We start from the raw sequence: 15268 nt of genomic DNA on the forward strand, positions 1-15268 counted from the left end.
TTAGGATTGTGTCAGGGATGTAAAAGCAGAAATAATGCTGCATCCATCATTAATAAGAAAACAAAAAACACAGGGAGACTTACCAATGAAGTTGAAAACTATTCATGCGCTGCTTTTTGCTGCCGGCATGGCTGTTGCTACATTAGCGACCGCCCAAGCGCCAGCTGCTACTCCAGCGATTCCAGCTACTTGGGCGCAAGGCCGAACAGCCGATGGTATGAATCCTGCCCTGTCTCCCAATCCTCCTGGCATTTCTGCTTTGCCAGCTGATGAGATTCCAGTTAGCAAGCTAAAGGTTCCAGCAGGGTTCAAGATTGAACTCTGGGCATCTGGCATGCCAAATGGCCGCTCCATGACTGAGGCACCAAGTGGCACAGTGTTCGTTGGTACCCGCTTTACCGGTAACGTTTATGCCGTAGTCACAAAAGATGGCAAGCGTGAAGTCAAAACCATTGCCAAAGGTTTGCACCGTCCTAATGGCGTTGCCTTTGCTAATGGCTCACTCTATGTAGCTGAGCTCTCACGCATTATTCGCTACGACAATATCGAACAGAACTTAGATAATCCACCAGCTCCTGTAGTGGTATTTGACGCACTTCCTAAAGACGAGCCACACGGCTGGAAATATATGAAGTTGAGTCCGGATGGCCAGTATTTGTATTTCCAAATTGGTACTCCAGCTAATATCGTGGTTCCACCGGCTACCCATGCAACGCTCAATCGCTTAAATCTGAAGACTAATGTGATGGAGGTGGTTGCAACGGGCGTTCGTAACAGCGTGGGTATGGACTTCCAACCAGGCAGCAAAGAGCTTTGGTTTACCAACAATGGTCGTGACTGGGCGGCTGAAGATAAGCCAGGTGACACCTTGAACCGCTTGGTTCGTCCTAAAGGCATGAACTTCGGTTATCCGTTCTGCCATCAGGGCGACTTCTTGGATCCAGAGTTTGGCAAAGGCCGCTCATGTGATGAGTTTGATAAGCCTGTTTATAACCTAGGTGCTCACGTTGCGGCATTGGGTATGCGTTTTTATAACGGCAAACAATTTCCAGCTGAGTACAAAGGCAATATCTTTATTGCAGAACACGGCTCTTGGAATAAAACACAGCGCGTTGGTTATCAAGTGGTTCGCGTAGTGCTTGACTCTAAGAACAATGTTGTGAAGTCCGAACCATTTATTACAGGTTGGCTGGACGGTGACAAATTCTGGGGTCGCCCAGTGGATGTGCAGATGCTCAAAGACGGATCCATGTTGGTATCCGATGATGAAACTGGCGCCATCTTCCGCGTGTCTTACGCAAAATGAAGTTGATGTTTAAAACTAAGGCCATCCTCGTGGTGGCCTTTTTTAATGCCCTTTTAGTCAGCGCTGTTGTCAATGCCGCTCCACCTGATCCCGTTGCCGGCAAAGCAAAAGCACAAACATGTTTTGCTTGCCATAGTGAGAACGGCATTTCTATCTCGCCAGATATTCCGAATCTAGCAGCCCAGCCCCCACTATCCATTACCTATCAATTGATTCAGTTCCGAGGTCAACAACGTAAGGGCGGGGGAATGGAAGCGATCACCATGATCTTGAGCGATCAAGACATACGGGATATTGCTGCTTATTATGCTGAGTTACCTGCACCACCAGCAAAGTCAGGCAATGCTGACAAGATTGCCAAGGGGCAGCAAATTGCAGGAGCTCAGTATTGCAATTCTTGTCATGGGCCGCAATTGCAGGGCCAAAAGCATATTGCACGTTTAGCTGGTCAATCTCCAGAATACCTCACGACCCAATTGAAAAATATCCGTTCTGGTGCACGTATCGATATGGATGGCACGATGGGCAGTGCGGCGCGTGGTTTGAGTGATGAGGATATAGAAGCTTTGGCTAGCTATGCAGCTTCGTTAAACTAGTGACTTCTCTCATCACACCTTCAGAGCTCATTGCAGTCTAAAAACCACTTCTTACTCATTGATTTCTTAAAGGTCTTTGCCGCCTTATTAATCATTCTTCACCATCTCTCTAGTTATGGGCAGATGGCTGAAGATGCACGGCAATTTTTGCCTGGCGTGATGACTTGGTTATTTGAGTATGGGCGCTATGCAGTACAAATTTTCTTAGTCATGGGCGGTTACTTAGCTGCGCAATCTTTAACGCGTACAAGGGATATTCGAAATCCCCGCACAGCACTTAAACTGATTTTTAACCGTTACCTACGCCTCTTTGCTCCGTATGTAGTTGCATTGCTAATCACAATCCTGTGTGCATGGGTAGCACGGTTCTGGGTACAAGATGAATTCGTTGGTGAATCAGAAACCCTCGGACAATTTTTAGCGCACCTATTCTTCTTGCAAGGTATCTTGGGTTTAGATTCGATTTCGGCTGGTGCTTGGTATGTTGCGATTGATTGGCAGTTGTATGCGGTCCTTGCGATCATGTTCGGAATGTTTCCGGGCTTTCGATCGCTGATTTGGGTCTCGACGATTTTAATCGTCGCCTCTTTGCTGTATTTCAATCGCTTGAGCGATTACGAAAATTACTTCATCTACTTCATTGGCTCTTATGGCTTAGGAGTATTGGCTCAGCTAGCGAAAAATGATGCCGATCCAGCGGCCAATCGTTTAGCCAGGATTTTGATCATCATCATTGGCCTTGTTATTTTAGTGACGAGTTTTGATCATCTGTGGATCAGAAATATTTTGGCTTACTGTGTAGCCATTGTATTAATCGTTTGGGGCGGCCGCGCCTACAAAGATGAGAAGCATGCCAAGATGCACAATTTGGTGTTTTCTATTTTGTGGGGAAGTCGCAGATCCTATTGTGCTTTCTTGCTGCACTTTTCATTTATCTTACTAGCGAATACTCTCTATATCGCCTGGGGTATGGACCAACGCCATGATGGTGCGATGGCGCTAGCAATGATGTTTCTTGCTTTAGTGGCAAGCTGGGTTGCGGCAAATTATTTATACCGCTTTGTGGAAGTACCATCACGGCACTTCAAACTGTAAGTGTTACAGCCCCAAATCTTTTAAGACGCGAAAAATTTCTCGATAGGCTTTAGGCGGTTTGTTTTGCTCTTTTTCTCGACGGGCATTGCGAATCAACGTACGCATATTCTGAATATCCATGTCAGGGAACTTCTCAATAAGGGCAGTGAATGTCTCATCATTAGCGATGAGTTTGTCGCGATAGTTTTCTAGAAAGTGGAGTTTGGCAGTTTCTGCCTTGCTAACTCCCTGAATGGCATCCAAGCGTTTTTGAATCGTCTCTAGCTCTTCTTCATTTAAAAAGCGCATGAGTTTGCCAAGATACTGTTTATGGCGACGAATTGCTTCAAAACTCTTGATCTTGGGCGTTTCAGCAATAGCAGTCTTGATGAGCTCATCCATGGGGATGGACTTCAATGCATCGCTACTGAGCGCCGCCAGAACCTCGGCCAGCTTTTGGCGCTCGGTCATTTGGCGCTTTAGCTCAGATTTGCTTGGTCCCGCATCAGGATCTTCCTTCTTGGGGGTACGGTTCTTTTCATTAACGTGCATGGGGCTATTTTAGACGGGTATTGACAGTTTCTAGCCCAATATGCAAATTTCTTCGTAAGGAAAAAAGTTGGTAATAATAGAGAGCAAGATATCGGCATTGATAAAAACAGAGACATGACTCAAACAAGCCATAACAATACCTACGACTACATCATCATTGGGGCGGGCAGCGCAGGCTGCTTGTTGGCTAAACGCTTGACTGAAAATCCCGATAAGCGGGTTTTATTGATTGAAGCTGGAAAAAACGATAATTACATTTGGATTCATATTCCAGTGGGTTACTTGTATTGCATTGATAACCCGCGTGCTGATTGGCGTTTTCGCACCAGTAATGAGGTCGGATTAAACGGACGATCTTTGATATATCCCCGCGGTAGAGTCCTCGGTGGTTGTTCTTCGATTAACGGCATGATTTATATGCGCGGCCAATCTGGCGATTATGAATCTTGGGTAACTGCAACTGGTGATGATGCTTGGTCTTGGAAAAACGCACTCAAGCGCTATAAGCAAATCGAGGATTATCACAGTGATGCCAATGAGTGGCATGGTAAGGGCGGCGAGTGGACCGTTTCTAAACAACGCTTGCGTTGGCCCATCATGGATGTATTTAGGCAGGCTGCAGTACAGGCTGGCATTCCGGCATCAGATGACTTCAATCGTGGTGATAACTTCGGTGTGGGTTACTTTGATGTGAGTCAGCGCGCTGGCTGGCGCCTCAATACAGCCAAAGCTTTCCTACGCGATGCTGCTAAGCGTAGCAATCTCACCGTGATTACTGAAGCAATGGTCACTAAGCTCAAGATCAATCCAGTGAGTAAAAATTGCTACGGCGTTGAGTATCTGCGCAATGGCATTGCGGCTGAGGCAATCTGTGCAATCGATCGGGGCGGTGAAGTCTTGCTGGCTGCTGGCTCTATTGGGAGTGTGCAGATTTTGGAACGCTCTGGTGTTGGAGCAGCCACGCATTTAGCAAACCTGGGTATACCGGTGATCAGTGACGTACCTGGCGTTGGCGAAAATTTACAAGACCACTTGCAACTGCGCATGATCTACAAAGTCAATGGCATTCAGACGCTGAATACCAAAGCCAATAGCTTATTTGGCAAGATGATGATTGGCCTAGAGTATGTATTAAAGCGCTCTGGTCCTATGTCGATGGCACCATCACAGTTAGGCGCATTCGCTTACAGCTCACCAGAACAAAAAAGTGCCAATGTGGAATATCACGTGCAACCTTTATCGCTGGAAAAGTTTGGCGAGGATTTGCATTCCTTTAATGCCTTTACTGCGAGCGTCTGTAATGTACGTCCCACCTCTCGTGGCAGCGTTCACATCCATTCTGTTGATGCTGAGGCACCCCCAGTGATTAGTCCCAATTATTTATCTACAGATGAAGATCGAAAAATTGCCGCCGAGTCTTTGCGACTCACTCGCAAGATTGTTGAGAGTGCAGCACTCAAGCCATACATGCCCGATGAATACAAACCTGGAAAACAATATCAAAGTGATGCAGAGCTCATCAAAGCAGCCGGCGATATTGGTACAACAATTTTTCACCCAGTCGGGACTTGCAAGATGGGTCGTGCTGAAGATCCGATGGCAGTGCTAGATTCTGAGTTGCGAGTCAGAGGGGTTCACCACCTGCGCGTGGTCGACGCTTCTGCCATGCCAACGATTACCTCTGGTAATACTGCAGCGCCGACAATGATGATTGCGCAGCGCGCTGCTGAACTGCTTACTGGTGAATAGCCCCCATAGAAGCTCTCATTTACCCCTGAGTCATTTATTGCTGGCTCTGGCAATCGTTGCAGTATGGGGTACCAATTTCGTGGTGATTAAGCTTTGTTTGGCAAGCTTCCCCCCATTTCTATTTGCCGCACTTCGCTATACCTTTGCTTTTTTGCCCATAGTCTTCTTTGTCCCTAGGCCCAAAGTCTCTTGGGGGAATCTTTGCGTGTACGGAGTGGCGGTGGGAGTGGGGCAGTTCGGGGTCCTCTATTACGCTATCAACGGGCATATTTCTCCAGGCTTGGCTTCCTTGGTGATTCAGACCCAAGTATTTTTCACAATTGGCTTTGCCATGTTTTTTGCCAAGGAGAGACTGCGGCTTTACCAAATAGTGGCGGTCAGTGTCGCGATGATCGGTCTAGTAATTATTGCAGTGCACACAGATGCTTCTACAACAGTCTTTGGTCTGGCCTTAGTAGTGTTAGCTGGCTTTTGCTGGGGTATCGCAAATACAACCAGTCGACGTGCCGGGTCTATCAATATGTTCTCGTACGTGGTCTGGGCCAGTGCATTTGCCATTCCACCATTGTTTCTAATCTCCTTCATCTTTGAAGGGGGTTGGGACACTCTAAGTGCCTCAATGGCTTCTGCGCCAATAGGAGCTTGGGTTGGAGTCCTTTGGCAGTCTTGGGGTAATACTCTTTTTGGGTACGCTGCTTGGGGATGGTTGCTCTCGAAGCACCCTGCAGCATTGGTAGCGCCCGCGCCTCTATTAGTACCCATTTTTGGAATGGGGGCATCTGCCTTTTTCTTAAGTGAGCCATTGCCCGCTTGGAAGATGTTGGCTGCAGGTTTGGTCATTGCCGGTTTACTAGTGAATTTATTCTGGCCAACGCTCAAAGGTCAAATCAGAAAACAATTTTCTGAGACCTAAGGGCTAATGTAAAACCCTAATACAAAACCCTTTTTTTACCCCTGCATTAACAGTAAGATAACTGTTCGTTATTCGCTTTATCAATAAAAAAGTATTTATTTAATTAGTAACTATAGTCATGGAGACTTTATGAATATTCGTCATCACATTTTTGCGGTAGCTGCTGCTGCAATGTTAACAACCGGCGCTTATGCTGCCGATATCAAAGTTGGTGTTATTGGCCCATTCACAGGCGGCTCATCCTCAATGGGTGTGAGTATGCGTGATGGCGTGCGTCTTGCTACTCAAGAAATTAATGCTGCTGGCGGTATCAACGGCAACAAGATTGTTTTAGTAGAGCGTGACGACGAAGCTAAAAACGAGCGCGGCGTACAAATTTCACAAGAGTTGATTAACAACGAAAAAGTTGTTGCTGCTCTCGGTTACATCAACACTGGTGTTGCTTTGGCTTCCCAGCGTTTTTTCCAGGATGCAAAAATTCCTGTGATTAATAACGTTGCGACTGGTACTTTGATTACCGGCCAATTTCCCAACGCACCTGAGAACTATATCGTTCGTACTTCAGCTGCTGACCGGATTCAAGCCCCAATGATTGCCAAAGAGGCTGTTGAAAAACGTGGCCTGAAAAAGGTAGCGATTTTGGCTGACTCCACCAACTATGGCCAATTGGGCCGTGAAGACATGGAAAAGGCTTTGAAAACCTACGGCGTAACACCTGTGGCAACTGAAAAGTTCAATATTGGTGACGTTGATATGACATCACAGTTGCTCAAAGCAAAAAATGCTGGCGCTGATGTGATTTTGACTTACGCAATTGGACCAGAGCTGGCGCAAATTGCTAACGGTATGGCGAAATTGGGTTGGAAAAAACCAATCATCGGAAGCTGGACCTTGTCTATGGCTAGCTTTATTGATACATCCGGTAAAAATGGTAACGGCGCAACAATGCCAGAAACATTTATTCAGCAGCCTGCAACTACTCCAAAGCGCAAGGCATTTGTGGATGCTTACCTCAAAGAGTTCAAGCCTAAGAATGGCGTTATTGCTTCGCCAGTTTCCGCAGCTCAAGGTTACGATTCTGTTTACATCTTGGCCGCAGCTATTAAACAGGCTGGTGGAACAGAAGGACCAAAGATCTTGGGAGCTTTGGAGAACTTAAATGCCCCTATTAACGGCGTAGTGATGACTTATAACAAGCCATTCAGCAAAACCAATCACGAAGCAATTGATACAAAAGATGTGGTGATGGGTGTTGTAGAAAATGGCCGAGTTGAGTTCTTGAATGCTGAAGATGCAACTAAGGGCGCTAAGAAGTAATAATGTAGCTTAATAAATGGGCTAATTGATGGCCTATTTTGCGCTGCACCATTAGTAAAGCAAAACGCCGCCTCTAAAGCGGCGTTTTGCTTACAATGTCGGATTCTTCAATAAAACAGTTTTAGCATTTTTAAGGCAACACCATGGAACTTTTGGCACAGATTCTTTCGAGCGGTATTGCTGTAGGCATGATCTATGCGGTCATCGCTTTTGGTTTTCAGCTGACATTTTCGACATCAGGTACTTTGAACTTCGGTCAAGGCGAGGCTTTGATGTTGGGAGCCTTAGTTGGTTTGACCTGCGTAGACACTCTTGGAATGAATTACTGGTTAATGATCCCAGTCGTTTGTTTATTCGGCATGATTCAAGGTGGCTTCGTAGAGCTCATTGGTGTTCGTCCTGCCATCAAAATTAAGTCAGAGTTTGGTTGGATTATGTCTACGATTGCGCTCGGTATTATTTTTAAGAACGTCGCTGAAAATATTTGGGGGCGTGATGCATTGCCATTCCCATCGCCATTACCCATGGAGCCAATGACTTTCTTAGGCGCTAATATTCTGCCAATGGAAATTTTGGTCGTGGTAGGTGCCTTAGTCATGATGTTGTTAGTTGAATTCTTTAACCGTAAAACGATTTACGGTAAAGCAGTGGTTGCCACTGCAAATGATCGCGATGCTGCAGGGCTGATGGGCATCAATACCAGCATGGTGATTACTTTCTCGTACGCCCTATCTTCCTTGACGGCTGCTTTCGCAGGTGTGTTGATTGCACCATTGACCTTGACAGGTGCAACCATGGGTGGCGCTTTAGGTCTGAAGGCTTTCGCGGTTGCCATTATTGGCGGCCTCTCTAGCGGTCTCGGAATTATTGTTGGTGGTTTGATTTTGGGAATTGTGGAGACAGCCACTGGCTTCTATATTTCTACTGGCTATAAAGATGTACCTGGTTTGATTTTGTTATTGCTCGTACTTGCGTACAAGCCATCAGGTCTCTTTGGTAAATCTGCAATTAAGAAAGTTTAATGATGAAATTGAAGTCTCATATCCCTCTATTAATTGCGATAGTCGGCCTCTTTTGTTTGCCGCTATTTATACATAACCCTTATTACATTCACTTGGCTGAAACCATTCTGATCTATACCATTTTGTTATTTGGTTTAGATATTGTGGTTGGCTACATTGGGCAGGTTTCCTTAGGCCATGCGGCCTTATTTGGAATTGGATCCTATACCGCCGGTGTTTTATTCATCCATTTTGGATTTCCTGTTTGGGCGACTATTCCAGCTTCCATCATCGTGACGGCATTCTTCGGCGGTATTTTGGCTTTGCCGGCATTGAAGGTTATCGGACCATACCTGGCGATGGTGACCTTGGCATTTGGAACCATTGCGCAAATTCTCATTAATGAGATGACTTGGTTAACCGAGGGCCCTCTAGGCATCAAATTACCAAAACCTCAGCTCATGGGTGCACCTATGACAGAGGCTGAGTTCTTTTGGGTAGTTGCTGCGATCATGATTCTGGCTTTGATTGTGGTTGATCGTTTCGTTAAATCACAAATGGGTCGTGCATTTGAAGCGTTGCGCGACAGCCCAGTGGCTTGCGACTGTATGGGCGTATCTGTTTATCGTTTTAAGGTGATTGCATTTGTGATTAGCGCTGGCTTTGCTGGATTGGCTGGTTGTTTATATGCTTATTCAGAGCAGTACATCTCACCAAATACCTATAACAATGAGTTAGCCGTACTCTTCTTGCTCGGCATCATCATGGGCGGACGTAAGTCACGCTTGGGTGCAGTTATTGGCGCTGCAATTATTGTGCTACTACCAAAACTCCTGGATGACATCAATCTATTCCGTATCGTTGCTTCGATTATTGCGATCGTTGTGGTGGTTGGTGCTGCGATGGCCTTATCTAAGAAAGTCACTACTGCACGTCGAGTTGCAGTTCCTTTGGCTGGTGTTGTAGGCTTGGCCGTGTTCTCGTTCTGGCTCAATAGTATTGCCGACTGGCGTTTGAGTATCTTTGGCTTCATGATTTTGTTAGTGGTGTACTACTTGCAGAACGGTATTGTTGGCTTTGCCAAGAGCTTCTATCAGTCAATCGCGGGTAAAGCTAAAACAACCCGCGGTGAGGTTGCTGAAGAGGTGGATGATTCCATCAGCTTTATTAGTGCTGTAGCCAACCAAAACACTGGCGCTGAACTTCTCAAGGTAGAGTCCCTGTTGATGCAGTTTGGTGGCTTAAAAGCACTGAACAATGTAGACCTCAGCATTAAGCGTGGCACCATTCATGGTCTGATTGGGCCTAACGGCTCTGGTAAGAGCACCATGATGAACGTGCTGACTGGTATTTACGTTCCTACGGCTGGTAGCGTTCTGTATGCTGGCGAGAGCGTAGTTGGTAAGACATCTTCTGATATTGCTTTATCAGGCATTGCTCGTACCTTCCAAAACGTACAGCTCTTTGGCGAGATGACTGCAATCCAAAATATTTTGGTTGGTTTGCATCACACCTTCCAATCCAATATGGTGGAGATTGCTCTCCATTTGCCGCGTTACATGAAAGAAGAAGCAGAGGCACACGCTCGCGCCTTAGCACTCTTGAAATTCGTTGGCCTTGAGGATTTGGCTAATGAAGAAGCGCGTAACTTGCCTTACGGTAAGCAACGCCTTTTAGAGATTGCTCGTGCATTGGCGCTCGATCCAGAATTACTCTTATTGGATGAGCCTGCGGCCGGCCTGACAGCTCCGGATATTAAAGAGCTGTTGCGCATTATTCGTAAGATCCGCGATAGCGGCATTACCTTCATCTTGATTGAACATCACATGGATGTGGTGATGTCAGTTTGCGATACCGTTTCTGTATTGGATTTCGGTCAGAAGATTGCGGAAGGTAAGCCAGCTGAAGTTCAGGCAGACGAGAAGGTGATTCATGCCTACTTGGGTACTTAATCACTAGAACCATATTGAATCGGTAAATACCATGTTATCTATTAAGAATCTTGAAGCAGGCTACGGAAAAGTAAAAGTTCTACACGGCATCAGCATTGATGTGCCTAAAGGACAAGTGATTACTTTGATCGGATCTAACGGCGCCGGCAAAACTACCACCATGCGTGCCATCACTGGCATGATCAAACCCACTGGCGGTGAAGTCACCTTGGGCGGTGAAAAAATTGATGGTTACGACTCTCATAAAATCGCGCGCCTAGGTTTGGCTCACAGCCCTGAAGGCCGTCGAGTGTTTACAACGATGTCAGTCAATGACAATCTTCTCTTGGGTGCTTTTCCACGTTTTACTGGTAGCCGCCCTAAAGGCGATATCAAGAATGACTTGGAGCACGCTTTAGAAATGTTCCCTCGCTTGAAAGAGCGTCGCAATCAATTGGCAGGTACTTTGTCTGGCGGTGAGCAACAGATGTTGGCGATGGCTCGTGCCGTGATGCTCAATCCAGAAATTATTTTGCTAGATGAGCCATCGATGGGCTTGGCTCCCATTTTGGTTGAGGAAGTATTTAGAATTATTTCTAATCTGAAATCCCGTGGCGTCACCATGTTGTTGGTTGAGCAGTTTGCAGCCGCAGCTCTTAAAGTGGCTGATTATGGCTACGTATTGGAGAACGGCAAGATTGCTACTCATGGCCCAGCTAGCAAGCTTCAGGATGATCCTGCTGTGAGGGCTGCATACTTAGGCGGTGCTGGCGGTCATTAATTGATCACCGCAGTCAGCAATAAAAAGCCCTCAGTTGAGGGCTTTTTCTATTGTGGGGGCGACCTCTAGTTTTGCATCAACTTCAATGCCTCACGTATCAGGAGTGCGCGATACCCCATATAGATCGCAACGGCAACAAAGCCAATTAAAAATATCCTCGGGATCCAGGCACCCTCCATCACCAGTTCGGTGTTGAGAAGCCCAATAGCAACTGCCAAAAAGAAAAGCGCACCTAATCCTGCGATCAACCAGTTTTCATTACCGCTGACTTGCTGGGTCTTATTGGAATACGCTAATACTTGAAAGACATTGTTTTTGGGGTATCCAGCAACAGTTACCAGATCGCCCTCGTGAATCTTCATTGGTGATGAGAACTTGGCTTCTATTGCCCGATCACCTAAATTGAATTTAGAGACATAGAAGCGTTGGTAGTAAACGGAGGAGTGATCGTGGGTTGGTTTTTCAGGATTCACATATTCCAAAAGCTCATTATTGAGTTTGCTCACTGTGCCAGTGATAGCGGTAACGGGGTTGGATAAGAAGGACATCAGCAAGACTCCTGGTAGGCTGCATGCAATGATCAGTATGGACTTGGTCAGTCGTTTCATGGATTTATTGTATCGCCAGAAGGTGTATGCTCATATGAGGATAGAGATAGGAATCAGCAAATGAATATGACCCACTACATGCAGTTGTTGGCAGACAATCAGCCTTGGAATCTGATGCTGTTTATGGCTATTCCGATTGTCTTGGCTGAAACCCTAGCAATCACCGAGTTATACGTACTGTTTACACGCAAGTTTGATGGTCTGATTTGGAATATCAACCGCATTGCTGGCACCACTGTGGGAATTTACTTTATTGGGATCATTGTTTATCTGATGACAACAGCGGTCATTCCGATTACCAAAGCGGGTGAGTGGAGAACGGTGATTGATGTCATTGCAGTGGGAAGCTATTTAATTGGCGGCTTGCCACTTATCTGGATTGCGCTTCAGGAATTCGGTTTAGTAAATCAGGGAATGAATCGCGAAGGGAAGTTGAAGATTCATGCTATTTGTGTGGCGCTCTTCTTGGTGTTTGGACACATTGCGATGATCAGCGGCATGTTGGATCCTGGCCTCTTGGGGTATCAGCCTGCACACACTATGGAAATGCCAGATGCCGAGATGCCTGTATCGCACCAGCATTAATGCTGACCCACTATATTGGGCGCGGTTTTAGTTGGGCAAGTACGCCATGCACAATGAAGGTCGCGAAAAATAGCAGCCCAACTATCCAGTGGGTGATGATGACCTCATCACGTGTCTCTGCGGGGCCGTAATATAGCAAGGCTCCCGATATTAAAAGGATGGCTAGAAATCCAAGCTGGCTAAGACCGCTTACCATCTTACGTTTTGCTTTGAGGCCAGCTTTCAGGTGAAAGGGCAGAACAGATCCTAGTGCAAGCGTCGCGAGTATGGCGGTTATGCCATGCCAGGCGAGTACAGAGTGTATTCCTAGCCACTCTTTTTGCAATGAGAATTGATGACCCATCAAGTAGGCAGTACCTGAGAGGGAGCAAGCTAACATACTTGATAAAGCAAACCATCTTTGCCAGCCAGGCATTTTTCCCAGACGACTCATGCTGCAATCCTGATGGCTTGTGCCGAGAAATGGTCAAAGCAGGGATGATCCGTTTGACCCGATATTGCTAAGACTTTAGTAAGGGCATCCGCATAGATGCACTCGTTGGCGATGACGGAATATGATCCCGAGAAGTCAATATGTTCCTGAGTGAATGGATTGATGACATAACTCATGGACTGTTGTTGACGTTTAGAAAAATATAAGCTGGATGTCGCTATTGCGCCATGTTCGAGTGTCCCAATATGAATCAGTTCTGAGGGCGCTGCAGGGTTGCGAATTTGAATGGCTTGAGCTTCGCTACCAAAGACACGTAGATCTCCACCAGCATTGACACAGCCTGATTCGATACCATCTGATAGCAGACTGCTAATAGCAATATCTACTGCAAAGCCTTTAGCAATTCCACCAAGGTCTAGGCAAAGCGGTTTTAAAGAAAATACGGTATGTGCATTTACAAATTGAAGATCTTCAATTCCGCCGAATTGATGTTGTTCTAAATCTAGATTGTTTGGCAGCAAACCGGCAGCCACCAAGCGATGACCGATGCCGCAGTTAAATAAACCATGGGAATGATCGTAAATCTCACTTGCCACCCTGAGGACATCAGCTGTCCATGGATGAATTTCGATTTTCTGTAGATGCGACTGTGCATTGATTTTGGAGAGCTCACTTTGTGGGTTATGAAATCCCATCAAGTCTTGGACATTTTTTATAGCGGCGAAGGCTTTATCAATGGCGCGCTCTGGAGAGAGGCATGCTGTATGAATCGAGATCTCTACAAACGTTCCTAGTAGGGGCTTACAACGGATCATTTGCTATGAGCTTGCTTAAGCGCTAAGTCATATAGGGTGACAACCCGTTTCACACCATCTGTTATATGTTTGCAAGATAAGGTGGCGCCACCAATATTTTGAATATCTTGATTGAGTTTGATCGCGTCGCTCGCAGTTTTTCCAACAAATTGCTTGCGCCAGTTCGCTTCAGCCACTTCGTAGCCGTAGGACTCCACATACTCCAGGATCTCGATGCTTTGCAGGCTTCCAGTGGGGCTTAGCCCCACTGCATAGGTAATCATCTCGTGCTTGCCAACCACTTCATCAACGATGAACCAACTTCCATCAGATGCCTTCCAAATACGTTCACCTTGAAATGGATGGCGAATACTTGAGGCGCTGCGCATTTTATCTTGTAGATCTCCCGTAATCAGAATGGGAGCCTTAGTTAACACCTTATTTGGGAAAATGATTTTTTGTGCCTGCTCGATAGAGACGTAGATCTTTGCCTGTGCAACGATGGGCGCTGAGGTCATCGCTAGGCCCGCAATGACAAAGGGGTTGGGTTTCCAATTCATAATGATCTGATCGTTTAGTTCAGTGGAAAGCCAACTTTGACGATGAATTCATTGACTGAGTGGCTATCCCATACGCGGGCGTTTGAGCATTCTGCTTCTCCACCGCCCATACAAGTACCACCTTTGAGTTGATAGCGCCAAGCCCCCGTTACCCACCAGTCTTTGGCTGCATAGTGTATATTGGGCCCAACAAAAGTAGCTCTTTGGACTTGATTGCGTAAATTCAATTCAGAGTAGTCGTTGTGAAAGCGGGCTTCAACGCCGGCTGACCACTTCGGTGCGAAGCGATAGCTTGCGCCCACCAAGAAATCCATCATGGATTCAGGTACGTTGCCATTCTCGATAAATTTGAGGCGCTCATTGGCTACTACTACGTTGCCCGCTAATATCAATCGATCATCAATGAAATTCGATTGCAATAACAGTCTCGCCTCAATCTCATCTTTATTTCTACCCCAAGTTGGTTCCAAATACAGGCCGACTCCAACTGGTGATGTGACTGGGTTGGTAATTCGGTAGATAGCTTCTAATGAGCCTCCCTCAATGCCGCTCTTTCGGTACGCAGTGCTAGGGTCGTGACTAGAGGGCACGCCGTACCCTCCTGTGCAAGTTGGGGTGTCACCACACGCTTCTGGATTCGTATAGTTTTGATTTGCATTGGTGTAATAAGAATTGATATAGCCAGCCACCTGCAAATCATTTGTTAAGCCATATTCCAGCTCTGTTCTGGCTGTCCATGCGTCATAAGTGCCAGAGGATTGCTGCTGATTGAGTTGTAGCCTTTGCTCAAACTCCAGCTTTCCTTTAGGTTGAAGATCTAATGTATATAACCACCCAAATACGCCTTCACCGGCGTGGGCGAAGGAGAAATGAAGTGCTGTAGCCAAGAGGATGCAAAAAGCAATGAGTCTTTTAATAGTCAATTTCATAGTTCCGTGTTGATGGTTGGTGGATAAATGTAAATGAGAATGATTCTTAATATACAATATTAAATAGGAATGATTCTCAATTAGAAAATGACCATGACAGGGTTGGTGAAATGTTTTTTCTTGAGGACAATGCTCGCTT

General features: G+C 46.1%; 16 protein-coding genes. 10 read left to right on the forward strand and 6 right to left on the reverse strand.

Going from position 1 to position 15268, the window contains the following annotated elements; genetic code table 11:
• The first annotated feature begins 85 nt into the window (after positions 1–85).
• The 3 genes from ICN49_RS09610 to ICN49_RS09620 are packed head-to-tail and all read left to right on the forward strand — an operon-like array spanning position 86 to position 2997.
• The gene (locus ICN49_RS09610; RefSeq protein WP_255535494.1) at positions 86–1306 is read left to right on the forward strand and encodes a PQQ-dependent sugar dehydrogenase; all 1221 of its coding nucleotides are present in this window, start codon (positions 86–88) and stop codon (positions 1304–1306) included.
• A 5-nt stretch (positions 1307–1311) separates the two neighbouring features.
• A complete protein-coding gene (locus tag ICN49_RS09615) occupies positions 1312–1902 on the forward strand; it encodes a c-type cytochrome (RefSeq protein ID WP_216167854.1) in 591 nt (196 codons plus the stop codon).
• Between the two features lie 30 nt (positions 1903–1932).
• Complete coding sequence (locus ICN49_RS09620; RefSeq protein WP_216167855.1) at positions 1933–2997, forward strand: acyltransferase family protein; 1065 nt, start codon at positions 1933–1935, stop codon at positions 2995–2997.
• A 3-nt stretch (positions 2998–3000) separates the two neighbouring features.
• Here the strand turns inward: ICN49_RS09620 and yjgA are convergent, their stop codons facing one another.
• Positions 3001–3528, reverse strand: a complete 528-nt coding sequence (gene yjgA / locus ICN49_RS09625) for a ribosome biogenesis factor YjgA (protein WP_216167856.1) — start codon at positions 3526–3528, stop codon at positions 3001–3003.
• A gap of 114 nt (positions 3529–3642) precedes the next feature.
• Here yjgA and ICN49_RS09630 point away from each other — a divergent pair, with 114 nt between their 5' ends.
• The 6 genes from ICN49_RS09630 to ICN49_RS09655 all read left to right on the forward strand — a co-directional run bounded on the left by ICN49_RS09630 (position 3643) and on the right by ICN49_RS09655 (position 11220).
• The gene (locus ICN49_RS09630) at positions 3643–5277 is read left to right on the forward strand and encodes a GMC family oxidoreductase (RefSeq protein ID WP_216167857.1); all 1635 of its coding nucleotides are present in this window, start codon (positions 3643–3645) and stop codon (positions 5275–5277) included.
• Complete coding sequence (locus tag ICN49_RS09635) at positions 5270–6190, forward strand: EamA family transporter (RefSeq protein WP_216167858.1); 921 nt, start codon at positions 5270–5272, stop codon at positions 6188–6190. The genes ICN49_RS09630 and ICN49_RS09635 overlap by 8 nt, the downstream gene beginning before the upstream one ends.
• Positions 6191–6319: 129 nt before the next feature.
• Complete coding sequence (locus tag ICN49_RS09640; RefSeq protein WP_216167859.1) at positions 6320–7507, forward strand: ABC transporter substrate-binding protein; 1188 nt, start codon at positions 6320–6322, stop codon at positions 7505–7507.
• A gap of 143 nt (positions 7508–7650) precedes the next feature.
• Positions 7651–8529 (forward strand): branched-chain amino acid ABC transporter permease, encoded by an 879-nt coding sequence (locus tag ICN49_RS09645; RefSeq protein WP_216167860.1) that lies wholly within the window; start codon positions 7651–7653, stop codon positions 8527–8529.
• 2 nt (positions 8530–8531) lie between these two features.
• The gene (locus ICN49_RS09650) at positions 8532–10460 is read left to right on the forward strand and encodes a branched-chain amino acid ABC transporter ATP-binding protein/permease (RefSeq protein WP_216167908.1); all 1929 of its coding nucleotides are present in this window, start codon (positions 8532–8534) and stop codon (positions 10458–10460) included.
• Positions 10461–10491: 31 nt separating this feature from the next.
• Positions 10492–11220 carry an ABC transporter ATP-binding protein gene (locus tag ICN49_RS09655; RefSeq protein WP_216167861.1) on the forward strand — a complete coding sequence of 243 codons (729 nt, stop codon included), beginning with the start codon at positions 10492–10494 and terminating at the stop codon, positions 11218–11220.
• Between the two features lie 65 nt (positions 11221–11285).
• On the opposite strand, the gene ICN49_RS09660 is transcribed toward ICN49_RS09655, so the two are convergent.
• Positions 11286–11828, reverse strand: coding sequence for a hypothetical protein (locus tag ICN49_RS09660; protein WP_255535495.1), 543 nt, complete (start codon positions 11826–11828; stop codon positions 11286–11288).
• Between the two features lie 60 nt (positions 11829–11888).
• On the opposite strand from ICN49_RS09660, the gene ICN49_RS09665 reads away from it, so the two are divergent.
• On the forward strand, positions 11889–12413 hold the full coding sequence (locus tag ICN49_RS09665; RefSeq protein ID WP_216167862.1) for a DUF6803 family protein: 525 nt from the start codon (positions 11889–11891) through the stop codon (positions 12411–12413).
• 10 nt (positions 12414–12423) lie between these two features.
• Here the strand turns inward: ICN49_RS09665 and ICN49_RS09670 are convergent, their stop codons facing one another.
• The 4 genes from ICN49_RS09670 to ICN49_RS09685 are packed head-to-tail and all read right to left on the reverse strand — an operon-like array spanning position 12424 to position 15129.
• Positions 12424–12846 (reverse strand): hypothetical protein, encoded by a 423-nt coding sequence (locus ICN49_RS09670; RefSeq protein WP_216167863.1) that lies wholly within the window; start codon positions 12844–12846, stop codon positions 12424–12426.
• Positions 12843–13661, reverse strand: a complete 819-nt coding sequence (locus ICN49_RS09675) for an FAD:protein FMN transferase (protein ID WP_216167864.1) — start codon at positions 13659–13661, stop codon at positions 12843–12845. Before ICN49_RS09675 ends, ICN49_RS09670 begins: the two co-directional genes overlap by 4 nt.
• The gene (locus ICN49_RS09680; protein WP_216167865.1) at positions 13658–14200 is read right to left on the reverse strand and encodes an FMN-binding protein; all 543 of its coding nucleotides are present in this window, start codon (positions 14198–14200) and stop codon (positions 13658–13660) included. Before ICN49_RS09680 ends, ICN49_RS09675 begins: the two co-directional genes overlap by 4 nt.
• A gap of 14 nt (positions 14201–14214) precedes the next feature.
• Complete coding sequence (locus tag ICN49_RS09685; protein WP_216167866.1) at positions 14215–15129, reverse strand: DUF6662 family protein; 915 nt, start codon at positions 15127–15129, stop codon at positions 14215–14217.
• Between the last annotated feature and the right edge of the window lie 139 nt (positions 15130–15268).

Origin of the sequence: Polynucleobacter finlandensis, from assembly GCF_018881755.1 — a bacterium.
GTDB lineage: Bacteria > Pseudomonadota > Gammaproteobacteria > Burkholderiales > Burkholderiaceae > Polynucleobacter > Polynucleobacter finlandensis.